Here is a 15,748-nt window from a genome sequence, read left to right on the forward strand (position 1 = left end):
GTCGCACTATGATTCGGCCATTCAGTCTTATTTTGCCGGAACTACACAACGTGCGGGCACAACCGGGCCCATTTATGATTTCAAAACCCTCCCACCTAATCACCTGCGCTATGGCGAAAATCCGCATCAGCAGGCAACGTTTTACGGTGATTTGGAGGCTATGTTCGATAAGCTCCATGGTAAGGAGTTGTCTTATAATAACCTCGTGGATGTTGATGCCTGCGTGAGTTTGATTGATGAATTTTCTCATGATGAAGCCAAGGCGTTTGCCATCATAAAACATACCAATGCCTGCGGGATTGCTACCGCTCCAACAAGTAAAGGGGCATATCTAAGTGCACTCGCCTGCGATCCGGTATCGGCTTTTGGCGGTGTGGTAATCACCAACGCGCCAGTTGATCTGGAAACCGCCGAAGAACTGAATAAGCTCTTTATGGAAATTCTGATTGCGCCCGATTATGCACCCGAAGCCCTGAGCCTGCTCAAGTCGAAAAAGAACCGAATATTGCTCAAACGCAACGCTGTGGCACTACCCACGGTCATGTTCAAAACGATTTTGAACGGAGTATTAGAGCAGGATAAGGACAACCAGACCGAAACAACCGACCAATTCAAGGTTGTTACGCAGAAAGTCCCAACCGATAGTGAAAACCGAGCTCTGGAATTTGCTTTGAAAGTGTGTAAGCACACGAAGTCAAACACAATCGTTCTGGCGAAAGAAGGTCAGCTTTTAGCTAGTGGTGTTGGGCAAACGTCACGCGTGGATGCGTTGAAGCAAGCGATTGAAAAAGCACACTCGTTTGGATTCGATCTGAATGGGTCGGTTATGGCTTCAGATGCATTTTTCCCGTTCCCGGACTGTGTTGAAATTGCGGGTCAGGCGGGAATTACGGCGGTTGTACAACCCGGCGGCTCTATTCGCGATCAGGATTCGATTGATTATTGCAATCAGAACGGTCTGGCCATGGTCACGACTGGGGTAAGGCATTTTAAACACTGACTTTTTTGTCATGCTGAGGAACGAAGCATCTTAATGTAAGTTGACTCTCAAGTTTTGACGCCTTAAGATGCTTCGTTCCTCAGCACGACAAAAACTAGACTTTATGCGACTCCTTTACACAATCTGGTGCGCTATTTGTTTGATAGTGCTGTACATCGTGCTGTTCCCGTTCCAGTTTGTGTTTTTGCAACGCGACTCATGGAAACCCATCGCCCATAAAATCAACTCAATCTGGGGGATGTTGTTTTTTGTCGGAATAGGTATTCCGGTTCGGATTGATCGCCGGTTTCGACCCGATCCTGACCGAACCTATGTATTCTGCGCGAACCATTTTTCGTATCTGGACATAGCCGTAATGGGCGTGGTTGTGAAAAACTACTACGCGTTCGTTGGTAAAAGCGACGTGAAGCATATTCCCCTGTTGGGCTATATGTTCGCTAAGTTGCACGTTCAGGTGGACCGAAGCCAGCCGAACAGTCGGGCTTATTCATTAGCTAAATCGATTCGGACGTTGGCATCGGGACGGAGCATTATGATTTTTCCGGAAGGAGGCATCAAAGCTCCCGAACCACCCCAGATGGTACCTTTTAAAGACGGTGCGTTTACGATGGCCATTCAGCAACAAGTACCGATTGTGCCGGTTTCGCTGCTGAATAATTATCAGATTCTACCTGATAAAAGTCCGGTTCGGTTTCATTGGCATCCGCTTCGGGCCGTCATTCATCCCCCTATCGAAACAAAAGGGATGACATCAGACGACATAGAACGCTTAAAAGAAGAAACGTATAAAATTATAAACGCTGAATTAATGAGCGGAAAGAAAGTAGTGGCTTAACATTCGCTCTTTCAGTCATTCGCTCTTTCGCCATGAAAGTAGATCACGAAACATTGCAGAAAATTGCCCATCTGGCCCGGCTGGGCGTAAAACCAGAAGAGGAAGCCGATCTGCTCAACAGCCTGAATGGCGTATTGACCTGGATGGAGCAACTCAACGAAATTGACACCACGGGCGTTGAACCGTTAACGCATATTTCAATGGAAACTAATGTGTTGCGTGACGACGTGGTAGGTAATCAATTGTCTCGCGAACGGGCGCTTTCCAATGCTCCTCAGCACGACGAGCAGTTTTTTGAAGTCCCTAAGGTGTTGGAATAGAAGAAATAATTAGGGGTTAACATCGGCTGGACCGACCATCCGTAGGCCAATAATGCCTACGGTAATCAGGAGAATAAAAAATAATTCACCCCACGACCAGCTGATCTTCAGCCAGATCACATCGGCCGCTTTGATAAATACCAGTGAGACGGCCATCCAGACCGCAAAAGCGGTTGTTGTGGATATGGTGCGCATGGCAGCTGCCAGCATTACTGTATTAACTATACCGAAAACAACATAGGCTATCCAGGGTAGCAAGGCAGGCATTCCCCCATCGAGTCGGTAAAATGTGGTCCAGCGAAGGGCTTTCAAATCATCCCATCGCATATATTTGAGCGAATACGTCCAGGCCATTTCGCAGGCTGCTGCACCAAATAGATACAGCCACGATAGGATATTTTGCTTTATCACGGCTTTTTCTAAAAAGGCGAAAGAAACGAGTATTCATCCCTGAATCCAACCGTCTCTGGTTAACAAATTGTTTCTATTTTACCATAACAGTTAAGAATGGAATTTGTCTAAAAACCCGTTGTAAGAGCCTAATAATGCGCATAAAATGAATCATTTATTGCATAAAAAAGGACCGAGGTTAGCTCGATCCTTTTTTAGTATTGGCTAAGGTAGTTACGCCAAGATAGGTTTTACAATCTTTCCCGCCACGTCTGTCAATCTAAAGGGACGGCCCTGGAACTGGTAGGTAAGTTTTGTATGGTCGAAGCCGAGCAAATGTAAAATAGTGGCCTGAAGGTCGTGGACGTGTACTTTATCTTTTACCCCATAATAGCCAATATCGTCGGTTTCACCATAGGAGAATCCTTTTTTAACGCCACCGCCCGCCATCCAAACCGTAAAGGCATCAAGATGGTGATCGCGTCCCATGAAAGGAAGCACCTGCCCGTCGCGATTTTCCTGCATGGGTGTTCTGCCAAACTCGCCCCCCCAAACTACCAGCGTATCATCTAACAAGCCCCGCTGCTTGAGGTCTTGCAGTAGCGCAACAACAGCCTGGTCTGATTCTTTACACTTTGTGTGAAGACCAATGTCAATTGAGCCGTCGGCACTGGTGCCGTGGGTATCCCAACCCCAGTCAAAAAGCTGTACAAACCGAACCCCACGTTCAACCAGCCGACGGGCCAACAGGCAGTTCCGGGCAAACGAGCCTTTGTTTGGATCGACGCCGTAACTGTCCAGAATATACTGTGGCTCGCTCTTAATGTCCATTGCATCAGGTACGGACATTTGCATCCGAAACGCTAATTCGTATTGGGCAATACGGGTCAGGATTTCGGGATCTTTAACATCGTCGTACTGCTGTTGATTGATCTGACTGATGGCGTCGATGGTTTGCTTCCGAACATCCCGGTTCATGCCACTAGGATCTGATGCGTACAGCACCGGATCGCCATCGGTACGGCATTGAACACCCTGATACACCGTTGGTAAAAAGCCACTGCCCCAGATGGACTTACCTGCATCGGGCTGTTTGCCGCCCGATGCCAAGACGATATAACCCGGCAGATTATCGTTTTCAGTGCCAAGCCCGTACGTTACCCATGATCCCATACTTGGGCGACCCAGCCGGGCACTTCCCGTATGCATAAGCAACTGGGCAGGCGCATGGTTAAACTGGTCGGTGTGCATGGCTTTCAGGAAGGTGATATCGTCTACAACACCCTGCAAATGGGGCAAATAGTCAGACACCCACGCACCCGATTGCCCGTGTTGGGCGAATTTGCCCTGTGGGCCCAGCATTTTCGGAACCCCCCGAATAAAGGCAAACTTTTTGCCTTCGAGCAATTCCTGCGGACAGTCTTTACCATTATACTTGGCTAGTTCAGGCTTATAGTCGAACAACTCCAACTGACTCGGCGACCCAGCCATATGGATGTAAATGACCCGTTGTGCTTTGGGTAAGAACTGCGATGGGTGAGGGGCTGTCGGTTCTCCAGAAGGCAAAGCACTCCCAACGGTATTATTTTGAGGGTCGTTTTTTCCGAAAAAGCCGCAGCTTTCTAAAACAGAGCTAAGTGCCATAGCACCCAGTCCTGTTGAACAGGTATGTAGAAAATGCCGCCTTGTTTCGCGTTCGGCCGCTGCCTGTTGGAGTTCCTGAAGGAGTTTGTTCATTGTGTAATGCGGGTGGAAACCCGCTTTTTGTCACTATGAAATGTAAAAGTGGGTTTCCACCGCACGGACCGCCCGCGTTGCTTATTCTTTCGTAATTACTTCATCCAGATTCAACATCGTATTGGCCGTTACGGTTAAAGCGGCTAACTCAGGCGAAACCTTTTTACAATTGAAGCCCAGTCGATCTAGTAAGTTCTCTGCTTCACCGGGTTTCTGGCGGTAGTATTGCTCGGTATTTTGGTAAAGCCGAAGCAGTACGGCCAGCTTTTTCTGAGGTAGGTCGCGGAGCATAACTCGCCGGAAACCGGCTTGAATCTGTCGTTCTGGCGATGAACCATGAGCCTGCATGAAGCCCGCTAAATTCTGGGCGGCTTCAACATAAACAGGGTCGTTGAGGGTCACTAAAGCCTGTAAAGGCGTATTAGTCCGAAGTCGGCGTAGTTGACAGAATTCCCGACTGGGGCTATCGAACGTTACCATCGACGGATAAGGTGCGGTTCGTTTCCAGTAGGTGTACAAAGCGCGTCGGTGCAGGTCTTCTCCCGTGCTTTGTTTCCAGCTTTCGCCATCGTAGGGCGACTGCCAGATGCCGTCGGGCTGCATGGGCATTACGCTGGGCCCGTATAATTTATGGCTCAACAGGCCACTCACGGCTAGGGCCTGATCGTGTACCGCTTCGGAAGATAAACGAACGCGTGGCCCACGAGCCAATAGTTTGTTATAAGGGTCTTTGGCGATCAGTTCCGGCGAAGCATTCGATTGTTGCCGATACGTAGCCGACATCACCATCCTTTTTAAGAGTTTTTTTACACTCCACTGGTCTGTTTCCATGAACTCTGCCGCCAAATAATCGAGCAGTTCCTGATGGGTGGGTTGAATGCCCTGCGTACCCATATCTTCCACGGTTTCAACAATACCTGTACCGAACAGCTGTTCCCAAAACCGGTTTACGGCCACGCGCGCCGTTAGCGGGTGCTCCCGACTCACCATCCAGCGGGCCAGACCAAGTCGGTTTTTAGGCTGGTTAGAGTCCATTGCCGGAAACGACTTGGGTACATCGGGTGTCACCCGTTTGCCTTTTACCATCCAGTTGCCGCGTTCAAAAACGTGGGTTTCCCTGGCCAGATCGCCCGATCCATCGAGCATGATGGGCGTTTGTTCTGTATCTGTATTCAGAAGATCCAACAGCACTTTATCTTTCTCCCCAATAGCGTTCTGTGGCTGACCGGGTAGGACAGCAACAAAAGCCACCCACTTTATCTGCACCCAGTCTTTTGGTTTTTCGGGACTATTCAGCGATAGATACAAACTATGCCGTCCCTGAATAGGTGGCAGCAGAATCATCTGAACGGTATCTTTCCCCGGCTTGGGTGTGGGAAATTGCGCTAGAACAGGACCATCCAGCTTATCCTGGTGAAGTGTAACTGTAGCATTGGTTGCTTTTGTACCCCATTTTAGTAGTAGTCGTGGTCGTCCGGTTAGCGTTACGTTTTTGATCCGGCATGAGCCTTTATCCTGAAAACCAAAATACTTCGCATCAAGAAGAGACGCATTCACATATTGATCGAAATCGTGCGAATTAATTTTAGGCTCAACCGTTCGAACCAGATGGGTAAACTGATTGATGCTGGCCTTGGCTTGTTGCGGATTACGGAGGGTACTGGCTATATAGTGTTGTAAACCAACAAGTTTGAGTGAGTCTTCGGGTTTATAAAATCGGAGTGTTGGGGTATCGCTCGTCACATCTTCGTCGCGGGTATTGTTGAAAAACGCGAGGTATTTGTAATATTCGTCGTGCGTAAATGGGTCGTAAGGGTGACTATGGCATTGGATGCAGGCAAAAGTTGTTCCCCCAAATACATCCCAGGTTGTGTTGACCCGGTCGATCACGGCCGCCGTGCGAAACTCTTCGTCCTGCGTACCGCCCTCGTCATTCGTCATGGTATTGCGATGGAAGCCCGTTGCAATGAGCTGATCATCAGTAGGATCGGGTAATAAATCGCCCGCCAGTTGCTCAATCGTGAATTGATCGAAGGGTTTGTCCTGATTAAAGGCTTTGATGAGCCAATCCCGATAGCGCCATATTTTACGGCCTGGATCGCGTTCATACCCTTTGGTATCGGCGTAACGGGCCAAATCAAGCCACATACCGGTCCAGCGTTCGCCATAAGCCGGTGACTTAAGCAGCCGGTCAACAACTTTTTCGTAGGCATCCGGCGATTTATTACCCAAAAAATCGGCTACTTCCTTTTCGGTAGGTGGGAGGCCTATCAGGTCAAGCGATACCCGCCGGATCAACGTTGCCCGATCGGCTTCGGGAGAGGGTTTTAAGCCATCCTGTTTCAGTTTATCAAGAATAAAATTGTCGATTTCATTCGTTGCCCAATCGGTTTCATCATTTGCTGAGATACCCAGCCGACTCAAAAACGTACCAATTGCGGGAACAGCTGGTTTTTGAACAGGTTGGTACGCCCAATGGTCACCCCACTCGGCTCCCTGGTCAATCCATTTTCGAAGTAGATCAATTTCGTCGGGTTTCAGAGCCGGATGATCGAGTGGCATTCGTTCGTCAGGGTCGGTCAGCGTAAGCCGACGGATCATTTCACTGGCTTCGGCATCGCCGGGAACAATGGCGAGTTTACCCGATTTGGCTGGAGCAAGGGCTTCCTGCTTAAACAGGAGCGAAAAGCCGGCTGCTTTTTTTACGCCCCCGTGACAGACAATGCAGTTTTTGTTGAGTAAAGGCTTAATTTGGGTATTGTAGTCCACTCGCTTCTCGAAAATTCCGAGAAATGATGAAAGCAATAAGGCCATTGCCAAGCCTGCCACGCCAACAAGTATCCATTGAGTTCTCATAAAATTGATACAGGCACATCGCCAGCTACTAAAAGCAGATGAACTCGTTTTTGTACTAGTCAACTCACTGAGGAATGTAATTTTAACGAAGAATTAGCCTAAACCGTTCAGGTTGAGCGGCTACGTTACCGCACACGGACGTCTACCTGAGCTGTGTCATCTTCGCCATTCGTAGTGCCGTTTCCTGGAACGGAGTCTGGGTCAGATGTTGTAGCAGCCACAATCTGGGCCGTGCACACTCCTCGCCCAACAGCTGTTGCGGTTGCTCGAAAAATCAACGTAAAGCTACTGCCAGCAGGCAAACTGCTTATACCACTTGTAGGATTGCCGCCTGATAAACCAAAGTCGTCACCCGGTAAGAATGCCTGGCCAGCAGGCAAGTAAGCCGTTATACTTAATCCCGTTGCCGATAAACCGCCTTGATTGGTAATGGTCAGCGAGTAACTAATAACTTCATTCAATCTTGGGGTTCGATTATTGACCGACAGGCGTATGCTCACATCGGCTTTGGCGGGGTCGGGTACAGGCTGATTGCTAATGACATTAGGTAATGGAACCTGATTTGGGTTGGGGGACACGAACACAGAGCCACCAACCTGACGGGTTCGGAAGTCTACCTGAGCGGCATCATCCTGGCCATCGCCTGTACCCGAATTGGGCTGGCTATCAGGATCATTGGACGTGGCCTGCGAAATTTCCGCTGCATTTTGGTAGGTGCCGCTAGCCGTTGGCTGAGCCACAAAACTCAGTGATTGCGTGGTGCCCGCCTGTATATTCATGATCGAACTGGTCAGTACGGAGCCATTAGCCGAAAAATTTGCGGATGATACAAAGGTTAAATTAGTTGGCAACCGATTTCGAACCAGTACATTAGTTGCCTGTCCTGGTCCATTATTACGAACGAGTAAACTGATTGTAACAGGTGTATTCAGGTCTGGCGTTCGTTGCGAAACAGCCATCTCCAGGCTCAAATCTGCCTGCGTTTGGGTGGTTATCTGAAATAGGTTGGACGGTACGGCGGGTATAGCCGGTGATGTCGATACGACCCGAATCTGAAAATGCCCACTTTGCAAATTGCTGGGCAATGTTACCTGAATCGGGCTGGTGGAGCCGCTACCCAGAACACTTTTATATTGCCCCAGCGAATCGAGCAGTTGCACCTGCCATTGGTTACCTGAATTGAATGTGCCGAGCGTAACGAAGGATACCGCTACTGTAGAGCCGGGTAGTACATAATTCGCCAGATTTCCCGTAGCTGCAAATTGAATGGGTGTAATTGGCTGTGCATTCTGAAAAAATGCATTGTCCAGGCTATTATTCCAGTTTCGGGCAAATCGAGACAAACCCATGTTCAGAGGAACTGAAGCTGGGTTCAGGTAATATTGCGGATGGGGAGAAGGACGACTGTTGTTACGAAAGTGTACATCATTTGTCCCTGCATTTCGGAGTTGGATTGTATCATTGTAGGGCCCCTGAAACACGTTTAAACCCGACGTATTAATGACCTGCTGTTGCTTCGTGATTACATCAGACCGTGTTACACTCCCGTCAAAAGAAACACGGGCTACCATCCAGGGTAGATTCCGTCCTCCAAAATCCTGTCGTGACTTTTGAATAAGATTGGTTAAATTAGTTGCGTATGCAGGGATACTACCAGATGATAGATCGCCATATTCTGCTTCTCCCTGATGCCAAAGCACTGCCCGAGCTCCCGACACGGACAGATAATACTGCATTACATTTTTAAGATTTGTGTATGGTTGCAGATTAGGCCAGTTCCCGCTGTCGCAATTATACCGATTGCAGGTTGGAATGCCGTTGGCCGAGTTAATCCAGTTTTCTATCGTTGAGCCGTCCCAGCCTGTGACATAGAAGGCCACCGGAACATTGTACCGATTGACAATGTAATCACCTAATTCACCCCAGCCCCATGAACTCTCGGCCATAGGAAATACACGTCGTTTGGCCGTAAGGGCTTTAAAGACTGGCACTGGAGAAGGATCACCCGATGAGAAAAGGGCAACATTACCCGGCGGATAGTAATGATTGATGGAATCAATAGCGTTGACCCGGTCAGTATTTGTACCGAGGTCATTATCACCAATGCCCAAACCTCGTGCGTTTGATTGACCAGCTGTAACGAACACTTCGCCAATGCCAACTGGCTGCACGGTGGCCTGTGCTGTTACAACATTGTTTACAATGCTCCTCACTGTAAGTACATACCAGCCGCCAGTGCCAGTTATGTACCCCAGAAAAAGATTATTGGCCGGATTGGTCTGCACGGTTTGCCAGGCCGTTGTTGTGCCCTGCCCTGCTGCAACTGGTGTTAACTGGGCTTCTACCCGATCAACTGTGCTTGTTAACCTGCCTGCTATGTAAAGGCGTCCGTTGCCGTCTGCCCCACGTTGCACCACAAGGCGCGACATAGGGTGCGAAATCTGGAGTTGGGCTACACCCAACAACGGAGATAAAATTAGGAGTAAAGCCCATTTAAGAAATGTGGACATGAAGCAACAGGTACATTTACTGCTGCGAAATTACGGGAAAGTTCGTTTGTAGCCTAGAACTACATTTTTGATACCCTAAAGCTCTAGGCTACAATAGATATTAAACTTTCCCCTTCAGATACTCCGCCGTATAATTCCCATCAGTCAGTTTTACCATTTCTTCGGGAGTGCCGGTAAAGGTCACGTAGCCACCTGTTTCGCCACCTTCCGGGCCGAGGTCAATAATGTGGTCGGCATTTTTGATGACTTCCATATTATGCTCGATGATGATGACCGAATCTCCCTGATCGACCAGCGCGTTGATGGCAGAAAGCAATTTACGGATGTCATGGAAGTGCAGACCCGTAGTGGGCTCGTCAAAAATGAATAGGGTACCGCCTTTGTTTGGATTTCCTTTTCCTAAGAACGATGCCAGTTTAACACGCTGGGCCTCACCGCCAGAAAGTGTATTTGCCGATTGCCCCAGCCCAATATAACCCAGGCCTACATCCTGTAACGGTTGTAGTTTATCGGCCATTTTAGGCTCGAATTTCCGGAAGAAGTCAATAGCTTCATCAACCGTCATAGCCAGAATATCCGACACGTTTTTGTCGTGCAACGTTACTTCCAGGACTTCCTGCTTGAACCGTTTTCCGCCACAACCTTCGCACTTGAGGTAAATGTCGGCCATGAACTGCATCTCGATCTTCACTTCGCCTTCGCCCTGACACACCTCACAGCGGCCACCATCCACGTTGAACGAGAAATGGCTCGGTTTATACCCCCGCGATTTTGATACTGGCTGATCGGCCATCACCTGTCGCAGATAATCATAGGCTTTGATATAGGTAACTGGATTCGAACGGCTCGATTTGCCAATTGGATTCTGGTCAATCATTTCAATAGCCGCAATCCGGTCAAGTGAACCCGTCAGGGCATCATATTTACCTGCCTCTTCGGCTGCGTCGCCTTTTTGCCGCATCAGCGCTGGATACAGCACTTTCCGGATCAGTGTACTTTTACCCGACCCTGATACGCCCGTTACAACTGTTAGCGTATTAAGCGGGAAGCGTACATCTACATCCTTAAGGTTGTTTTCCCGCGCGCCTTTCAGTTCAATAAAGTTGGTTGCTTTCCTTCGAAAAGTAGGCACAGGTACAATCTCGCGGCCTGTGAGGAAGTCGAGGGTGTGGGACTGAAATGGATAATGATTAATGGCTAATGGATAATGCTCGGAGTCTGATGGTCTATTATCTGACGCCCCCTGTTCATTATTCATTAGCCATTTTGCATTATCAACTTCATCCCACGTTCCCTGAAATACCAGATGGCCGCCTAGTGAACCGGCATCAGGACCAATGTCGATGAGCTGGTCGGCGGCCCGCATCACTTCTTCTTCATGTTCAACTACAATGACTGTATTGCCCATGTCACGTAGCGATTCCAGGACACTGACCAGGCGTTTCGTGTCGCGGGGATGCAGACCAATACTGGGCTCATCCAGAATATACATAGACCCAACCAGTGCCGAACCCAGCGAAGTAGCCAGCTTAATGCGCTGATATTCACCACCCGAAAGTGTGTTGGTGAGTCGATTTAGGGTAAGGTAGCCCAGACCGACGCGTTCCATATAATCCAGGCGATTTCGAATTTCGATCAGTATCCGATTCGCAACCTGCCGCTGCGTTTGAGGAAGTTCGAGCGTCCGGAAAAAGGCTGTTACCTGCGTAATAGGCATCAGTACCAGATCGGTAATGGACTTACCAGCCACTTTTACGTAGCCCGCATCTTTGCGTAACCGTGATCCCCGGCACTCTGGACAGGTTGTTTTGCCCCGATAGCGGGAGAGCATAACCCGATACTGTACTTTGAAGGTCTGACTTTCAACAAAGTCAAAGAAGGCGTTCAGCCCATCGAAATAGGTATTGCCTGTCCAGAGCAATTCCTGCTCGGCGGGCGTAAGGTCTTTGTAAGGCCGGTGGATAGGGAAATCAAAACGAATCCCATTTTTAAGTAAAGGACGCAAAAACTCCTCGCTCATTTTCTCGCTTCGCCAGGGGGCAATGGCTCCTTCAAAAACAGAAAGGTTTTTATCGGGAATAACTAAATCAGGATCAATGCCCAGCACTTTCCCAAATCCATCGCATCGACGGCAGGCGCCATAGGGGTTGTTAAACGTGAACAGATTGACACTTGGCTCTTCAAAGACAATGCCATCCAACTCAAATTTATCGGAGAAGATGCGTGATTCCTTCCCAACTATATCGACCCGGCAACTGCCTTCTCCCTCGCTGAAAGCGGTTTGGACGGAGTCGGAGAATCGGTACTGGTTGTCTTCGTCAGGCTGACCGTTCTCGTCGTAAAGTACGGTTCCCCGGTCAACGAGGATTTCCAGATCGTTGGCAGAGAGTTGCTGCTCAACAAGCGTGTCCAGCGGCTGTTGTCCGTCAGTAGCAAACGCTAAAATATCCTCAATTTGTAGCACGTTGCCATCAGCAACAATACGGGTATAGCCTTTTTGAAGCAGGATATTCAGCTCATACGCCAGTGTCCGGCCTTCGCGAACCCGCAACGGAGCCATAATCATGACCCGCTGACCCGCTTCGTAACCGTACATATAATTGACAACATCCGTAACCGTATCTTTCCGAACTTCGTGGCCCGAAATAGGGGAGTAGGTAACGCCCGCCCGCCCAAAAAGTAATTTCAGATAGTCATAGATTTCGGTAGAGGTGCCAACGGTAGAGCGCGGATTTCGGGTCGATACTTTCTGCTCGATGGCAATGGCTGGCGAAACCCCTTTTATATACTCGACTTCGGGTTTCTCCATCCGGCCCAAAAACTGCCGGGCATAACTGCTCAGACTTTCGACATACATGCGCTGGCCTTCAGCAAACAGGGTATCGAAAGCCAAAGAAGATTTGCCCGAACCCGATAAGCCAGTCAGGACAACTAATTTGTTGCGGGGTATGGCAACGTCAATTCCTTTTAGATTATGTACTTTCGCCCCTTTGATGATAATGAACTGTTTGGGGTCAAGATGGTCAACCGAACGCATCGGACTGGCCGTCTGGCGTTCTGTTTCCGTGATCTGGGTCATTCTATAGTATTGAGGGTAAACTCTATCTAAATTTTAACGGTTTATTTCGAAATATGGTTTCTCCTGAAAGCTTTTCTTCGCGGACAAATACAACGTTGTGCGGTTTCTGAGGGTCATCTAGTTGCTAACGAAACAAATGGATTTTGCAGAAGAAGACATTATTCGATTAAGTGCCGCGCTGGTTATTGGTGGGCTGATTGGGGTTGAACGCGAGTATCACGGTAAGGCCGCTGGTTTTCGGACCATGATTATGATCTGTGTCGGCTCGGCTCTATTTACCATGGTCTCGGGCCGAATTGGTGGATCTGGAGATCGGATTGCGGCCAACATTGTTAATGGTATTGGCTTTCTGGGGGCTGGGATCATCTTTCGGGAAGATAGTCGTGTAAAAGGCCTTACTACGGCTGCAACGGTTTGGGCTGTATCTGCGTTAGGTATGTGCGTGGGCGCGGGTCATTATGATATTGCTATCGTTGGGTTCGTGTTTATTTTAGGCTCTCTGCTGTTATTGGTAGGATTTGCCAATCGGATTCAGAAAATGAACCAAACCCGCGATTATAAAATTGTGACAGCGTTCCATAATAAAACGCTGAATCAATACGAGACATTTTTCGAAGAATGCGGCCTGTCACCAACGCGAAGTCAGCAGCAACGCATTGGTACCGAAATTATTGGACACTGGCGTGTTGATGGTTCGGAGAAAAACCATGAAAAATGTATTAAACGTTTATTGAATGACCCTGAAGTAAAAGAATTTACGTTCTGATTTCGTTACTTAGTATAAGTTTTATTCTGTACAAAACAACATGAATCATATTCGAAAGTTACTGTTTATCACCGCTTTATTGAGTAGTAGTCTGGCATTTGGGCAACTTACCGAGGATCCTGATGATCGGCGTGACCAGGGACGTGATCCGTTACGGACACAAACACCCGAAGGCCGTCCTTTACCCTTCGGACAGCGGCTTCGGTTTGGGGGCGGCATCAATGGATTTCGTTTCGGCAATCCGTTTAGTTTGGGCATTTCACCCGTTGTTGCTTACCAGGCTACGGAGCGTATGATTGTTGGTATTGGTGGAAGTTATACCTACACACGTTATAAAGCGTATACAAACACCGGAGCAACTGTTCCGTACCTGACTTATAACCAGTATGGTGGCCGGGGTTTTGTGATGTATGAATTTATTCCGTCGATTCTACCAAATCTGTATCTGCATGGGGAACTTGAGAGCACCACTATTCAGGAAACGGAGAACCAAACCGGACTTAAGTCGAGTGCAGCCTTAACCTCTCCGTTGGTGGGTGTAACATACTCACAACCGATTTCGCGCCGATTTGGGGTCAATCTAACTGCGTTATACAACTTGAATTATAACGATAACTCATTAGCCCGTACCATTTACGGTAGCCCGTTTGTGTTGCGGTTATCGTTCTTTTAGAGAGCTGGCGAGGGAATTAGGCAAAGGGATCAGGGAGGTATAATGGCTCTTTGATCCCTTTTCACATTCTGGTCCTTTCCGCTAACTTTGGCCTGACTTATTGTCTGGAGTATGCTCTTTAGTTCGGCCATCTTTTTATTTCTGTTTCTCCCGTACTTCCTGATTATCTATTACTTGCTGCCTCAGCGTTGGCATGGTATGCGCTGGCATAATGCTTTTTTGTTTGGTGCCAGTTTACTGTTTTATGCCTGGGGAGAAGGAATAATTGTGTTGGTGTTGCTGCTGTCGGCGGGTATAAATTTCCTGGCCGGATGGCTTGTTGAAAAAGGGCAGCGACGGGCCGGGGTACTGCTGTCACTGATTGGTAGTTTGTCATTACTGTTCTATTACAAATACACCAATTTTCTGGTCGATTCGGTACATGGTTTTGCGGAAGCATTTGCGTTACCTTTCTCCGATAGTCTTACCGTATCACCCATTGCACTCCCGATTGGCATCAGTTTTTATACATTTCAGGGCATTTCCTACACCTTAGACATTTACTGGGGTCGTATTCGGGCCAACCGTAGTTTTCTGGATTATGGTACGTATGTGGCCATGTTTCCGCACCAGATTGCAGGTCCCATTGTTCGATATGCCGACATTGCCCCCGAACTCGCCGATAGAACTGTTAGCCTGGAAAAGGTTGGCGTTGGGGCTGAACGCTTTGTTATTGGTCTGGCTAAAAAAATCATACTCGCCAACACATTTGCCGGTGTGGCCGATACAATTTTCAAGGCTCCGCCGGATAGTTACTCCACCGCAACGGCCTGGCTGGGAATCGTTGCCTACTCACTTCAGATCTACTTCGATTTTTCGGGCTATTCCGATATGGCAATTGGCTTGGGAAAGATGGTAGGATTCGATTTCAAAGAGAACTTCAATTACCCTTATATTGCCCGTTCTATTCAGGATTTCTGGCGACGCTGGCATATCTCCTTGTCAAGCTGGTTTCGTGATTACCTATACATTCCACTGGGTGGAAACAGGGGGAGCAAAGCCCGAACCTACCGTAATCTGCTGATCGTATTTTTTGTAACGGGCCTTTGGCATGGAGCCAGCTGGACGTTTATTATCTGGGGATTGTATCATGGTGCCTGGGTAATGGTGGAGCGGGCAGGGCTGGGTAAATGGCTGGAACGGGTATGGGCTCCAATTGCTCACCTGTATGCGATCCTGGTGGTGTTGATTGGCTGGGTATTCTTCAGGGCTGAAGACCTGGCATCAGCAGTGACTTACTTGCAGAAAATGGCTGGTATGGGGTCAGTAGGACGCCTTGCTTTTCCATTGACTTATTTCCTGAATACTGAAGTCAGCAGTGCGCTTATACTTGGGTTCATCTTGTCGATGCCTGTTTATCAACGGTTTCAGTTGGTCTGGTATCGGTTGCTACTACGTATCGTGTCACTGCCAGTCCAGACTACATTAAGTGTAGCCTACATGCTGGGGCTTGTTGGTCTCTTTGTGCTTTCAGTAGCGTATCTGGCCGCTGACACCTACAATCCATTTATCTATTTCCGGTTCTAACGTTTGACCAGGCTCC

General features: G+C 48.4%; 11 protein-coding genes. 6 read left to right on the forward strand and 5 right to left on the reverse strand.

Features of this window, described 5'->3' with window-relative positions:
* The 3 genes from purH to gatC form a co-directional block, all read left to right on the forward strand.
* On the forward strand, nucleotides 1-1,000 hold a 1,000-nt coding region (gene purH, locus ACYVGO_RS01945; protein WP_460967164.1), incomplete at its 5' end, for a bifunctional phosphoribosylaminoimidazolecarboxamide formyltransferase/IMP cyclohydrolase.
* Nucleotides 1,001-1,103: 103 nt separating this feature from the next.
* Nucleotides 1,104-1,835 (forward strand): lysophospholipid acyltransferase family protein, encoded by a 732-nt coding sequence (locus ACYVGO_RS01950; RefSeq protein WP_142770168.1) that lies wholly within the window; start codon nucleotides 1,104-1,106, stop codon nucleotides 1,833-1,835.
* Nucleotides 1,836-1,867: 32 nt separating this feature from the next.
* The gene (gene gatC, locus ACYVGO_RS01955; RefSeq protein ID WP_460967166.1) at nucleotides 1,868-2,155 is read left to right on the forward strand and encodes an Asp-tRNA(Asn)/Glu-tRNA(Gln) amidotransferase subunit GatC; all 288 of its coding nucleotides are present in this window, start codon (nucleotides 1,868-1,870) and stop codon (nucleotides 2,153-2,155) included.
* Nucleotides 2,156-2,164: 9 nt separating this feature from the next.
* Here gatC and ACYVGO_RS01960 read toward each other — a convergent pair whose 3' ends face one another.
* The 5 genes from ACYVGO_RS01960 to ACYVGO_RS01980 all read right to left on the reverse strand — a co-directional run bounded on the left by ACYVGO_RS01960 (nucleotide 2,165) and on the right by ACYVGO_RS01980 (nucleotide 12,727).
* Nucleotides 2,165-2,566, reverse strand: a complete 402-nt coding sequence (locus ACYVGO_RS01960; protein WP_246859377.1) for a DMT family transporter — start codon at nucleotides 2,564-2,566, stop codon at nucleotides 2,165-2,167.
* A 213-nt stretch (nucleotides 2,567-2,779) separates the two neighbouring features.
* The gene (locus ACYVGO_RS01965; RefSeq protein ID WP_460967168.1) at nucleotides 2,780-4,282 is read right to left on the reverse strand and encodes a DUF1501 domain-containing protein; all 1,503 of its coding nucleotides are present in this window, start codon (nucleotides 4,280-4,282) and stop codon (nucleotides 2,780-2,782) included.
* Between the two features lie 81 nt (nucleotides 4,283-4,363).
* Nucleotides 4,364-7,138, reverse strand: a complete 2,775-nt coding sequence (locus ACYVGO_RS01970; protein WP_460967170.1) for a DUF1553 domain-containing protein — start codon at nucleotides 7,136-7,138, stop codon at nucleotides 4,364-4,366.
* A 125-nt stretch (nucleotides 7,139-7,263) separates the two neighbouring features.
* Nucleotides 7,264-9,648, reverse strand: coding sequence for a DUF11 domain-containing protein (locus ACYVGO_RS01975; protein ID WP_460967172.1), 2,385 nt, complete (start codon nucleotides 9,646-9,648; stop codon nucleotides 7,264-7,266).
* A 100-nt stretch (nucleotides 9,649-9,748) separates the two neighbouring features.
* Nucleotides 9,749-12,727: an excinuclease ABC subunit UvrA gene (locus tag ACYVGO_RS01980; RefSeq protein ID WP_460967174.1), complete on the reverse strand. Its 2,979-nt coding sequence runs from the start codon at nucleotides 12,725-12,727 to the stop codon at nucleotides 9,749-9,751.
* A 136-nt stretch (nucleotides 12,728-12,863) separates the two neighbouring features.
* Between ACYVGO_RS01980 and ACYVGO_RS01985 the strand changes: the two genes are divergently transcribed.
* The 3 genes from ACYVGO_RS01985 to ACYVGO_RS01995 all read left to right on the forward strand — a co-directional run bounded on the left by ACYVGO_RS01985 (nucleotide 12,864) and on the right by ACYVGO_RS01995 (nucleotide 15,732).
* The gene (locus ACYVGO_RS01985) at nucleotides 12,864-13,493 is read left to right on the forward strand and encodes an MgtC/SapB family protein (protein WP_460967176.1); all 630 of its coding nucleotides are present in this window, start codon (nucleotides 12,864-12,866) and stop codon (nucleotides 13,491-13,493) included.
* A gap of 40 nt (nucleotides 13,494-13,533) precedes the next feature.
* Nucleotides 13,534-14,166, forward strand: a complete 633-nt coding sequence (locus ACYVGO_RS01990) for a hypothetical protein (protein ID WP_142770175.1) — start codon at nucleotides 13,534-13,536, stop codon at nucleotides 14,164-14,166.
* A gap of 111 nt (nucleotides 14,167-14,277) precedes the next feature.
* Nucleotides 14,278-15,732: an MBOAT family O-acyltransferase gene (locus ACYVGO_RS01995; protein ID WP_460967178.1), complete on the forward strand. Its 1,455-nt coding sequence runs from the start codon at nucleotides 14,278-14,280 to the stop codon at nucleotides 15,730-15,732.
* The last annotated feature ends 16 nt before the right edge of the window (nucleotides 15,733-15,748 follow it).

This window comes from Spirosoma migulaei (assembly GCF_054776855.1).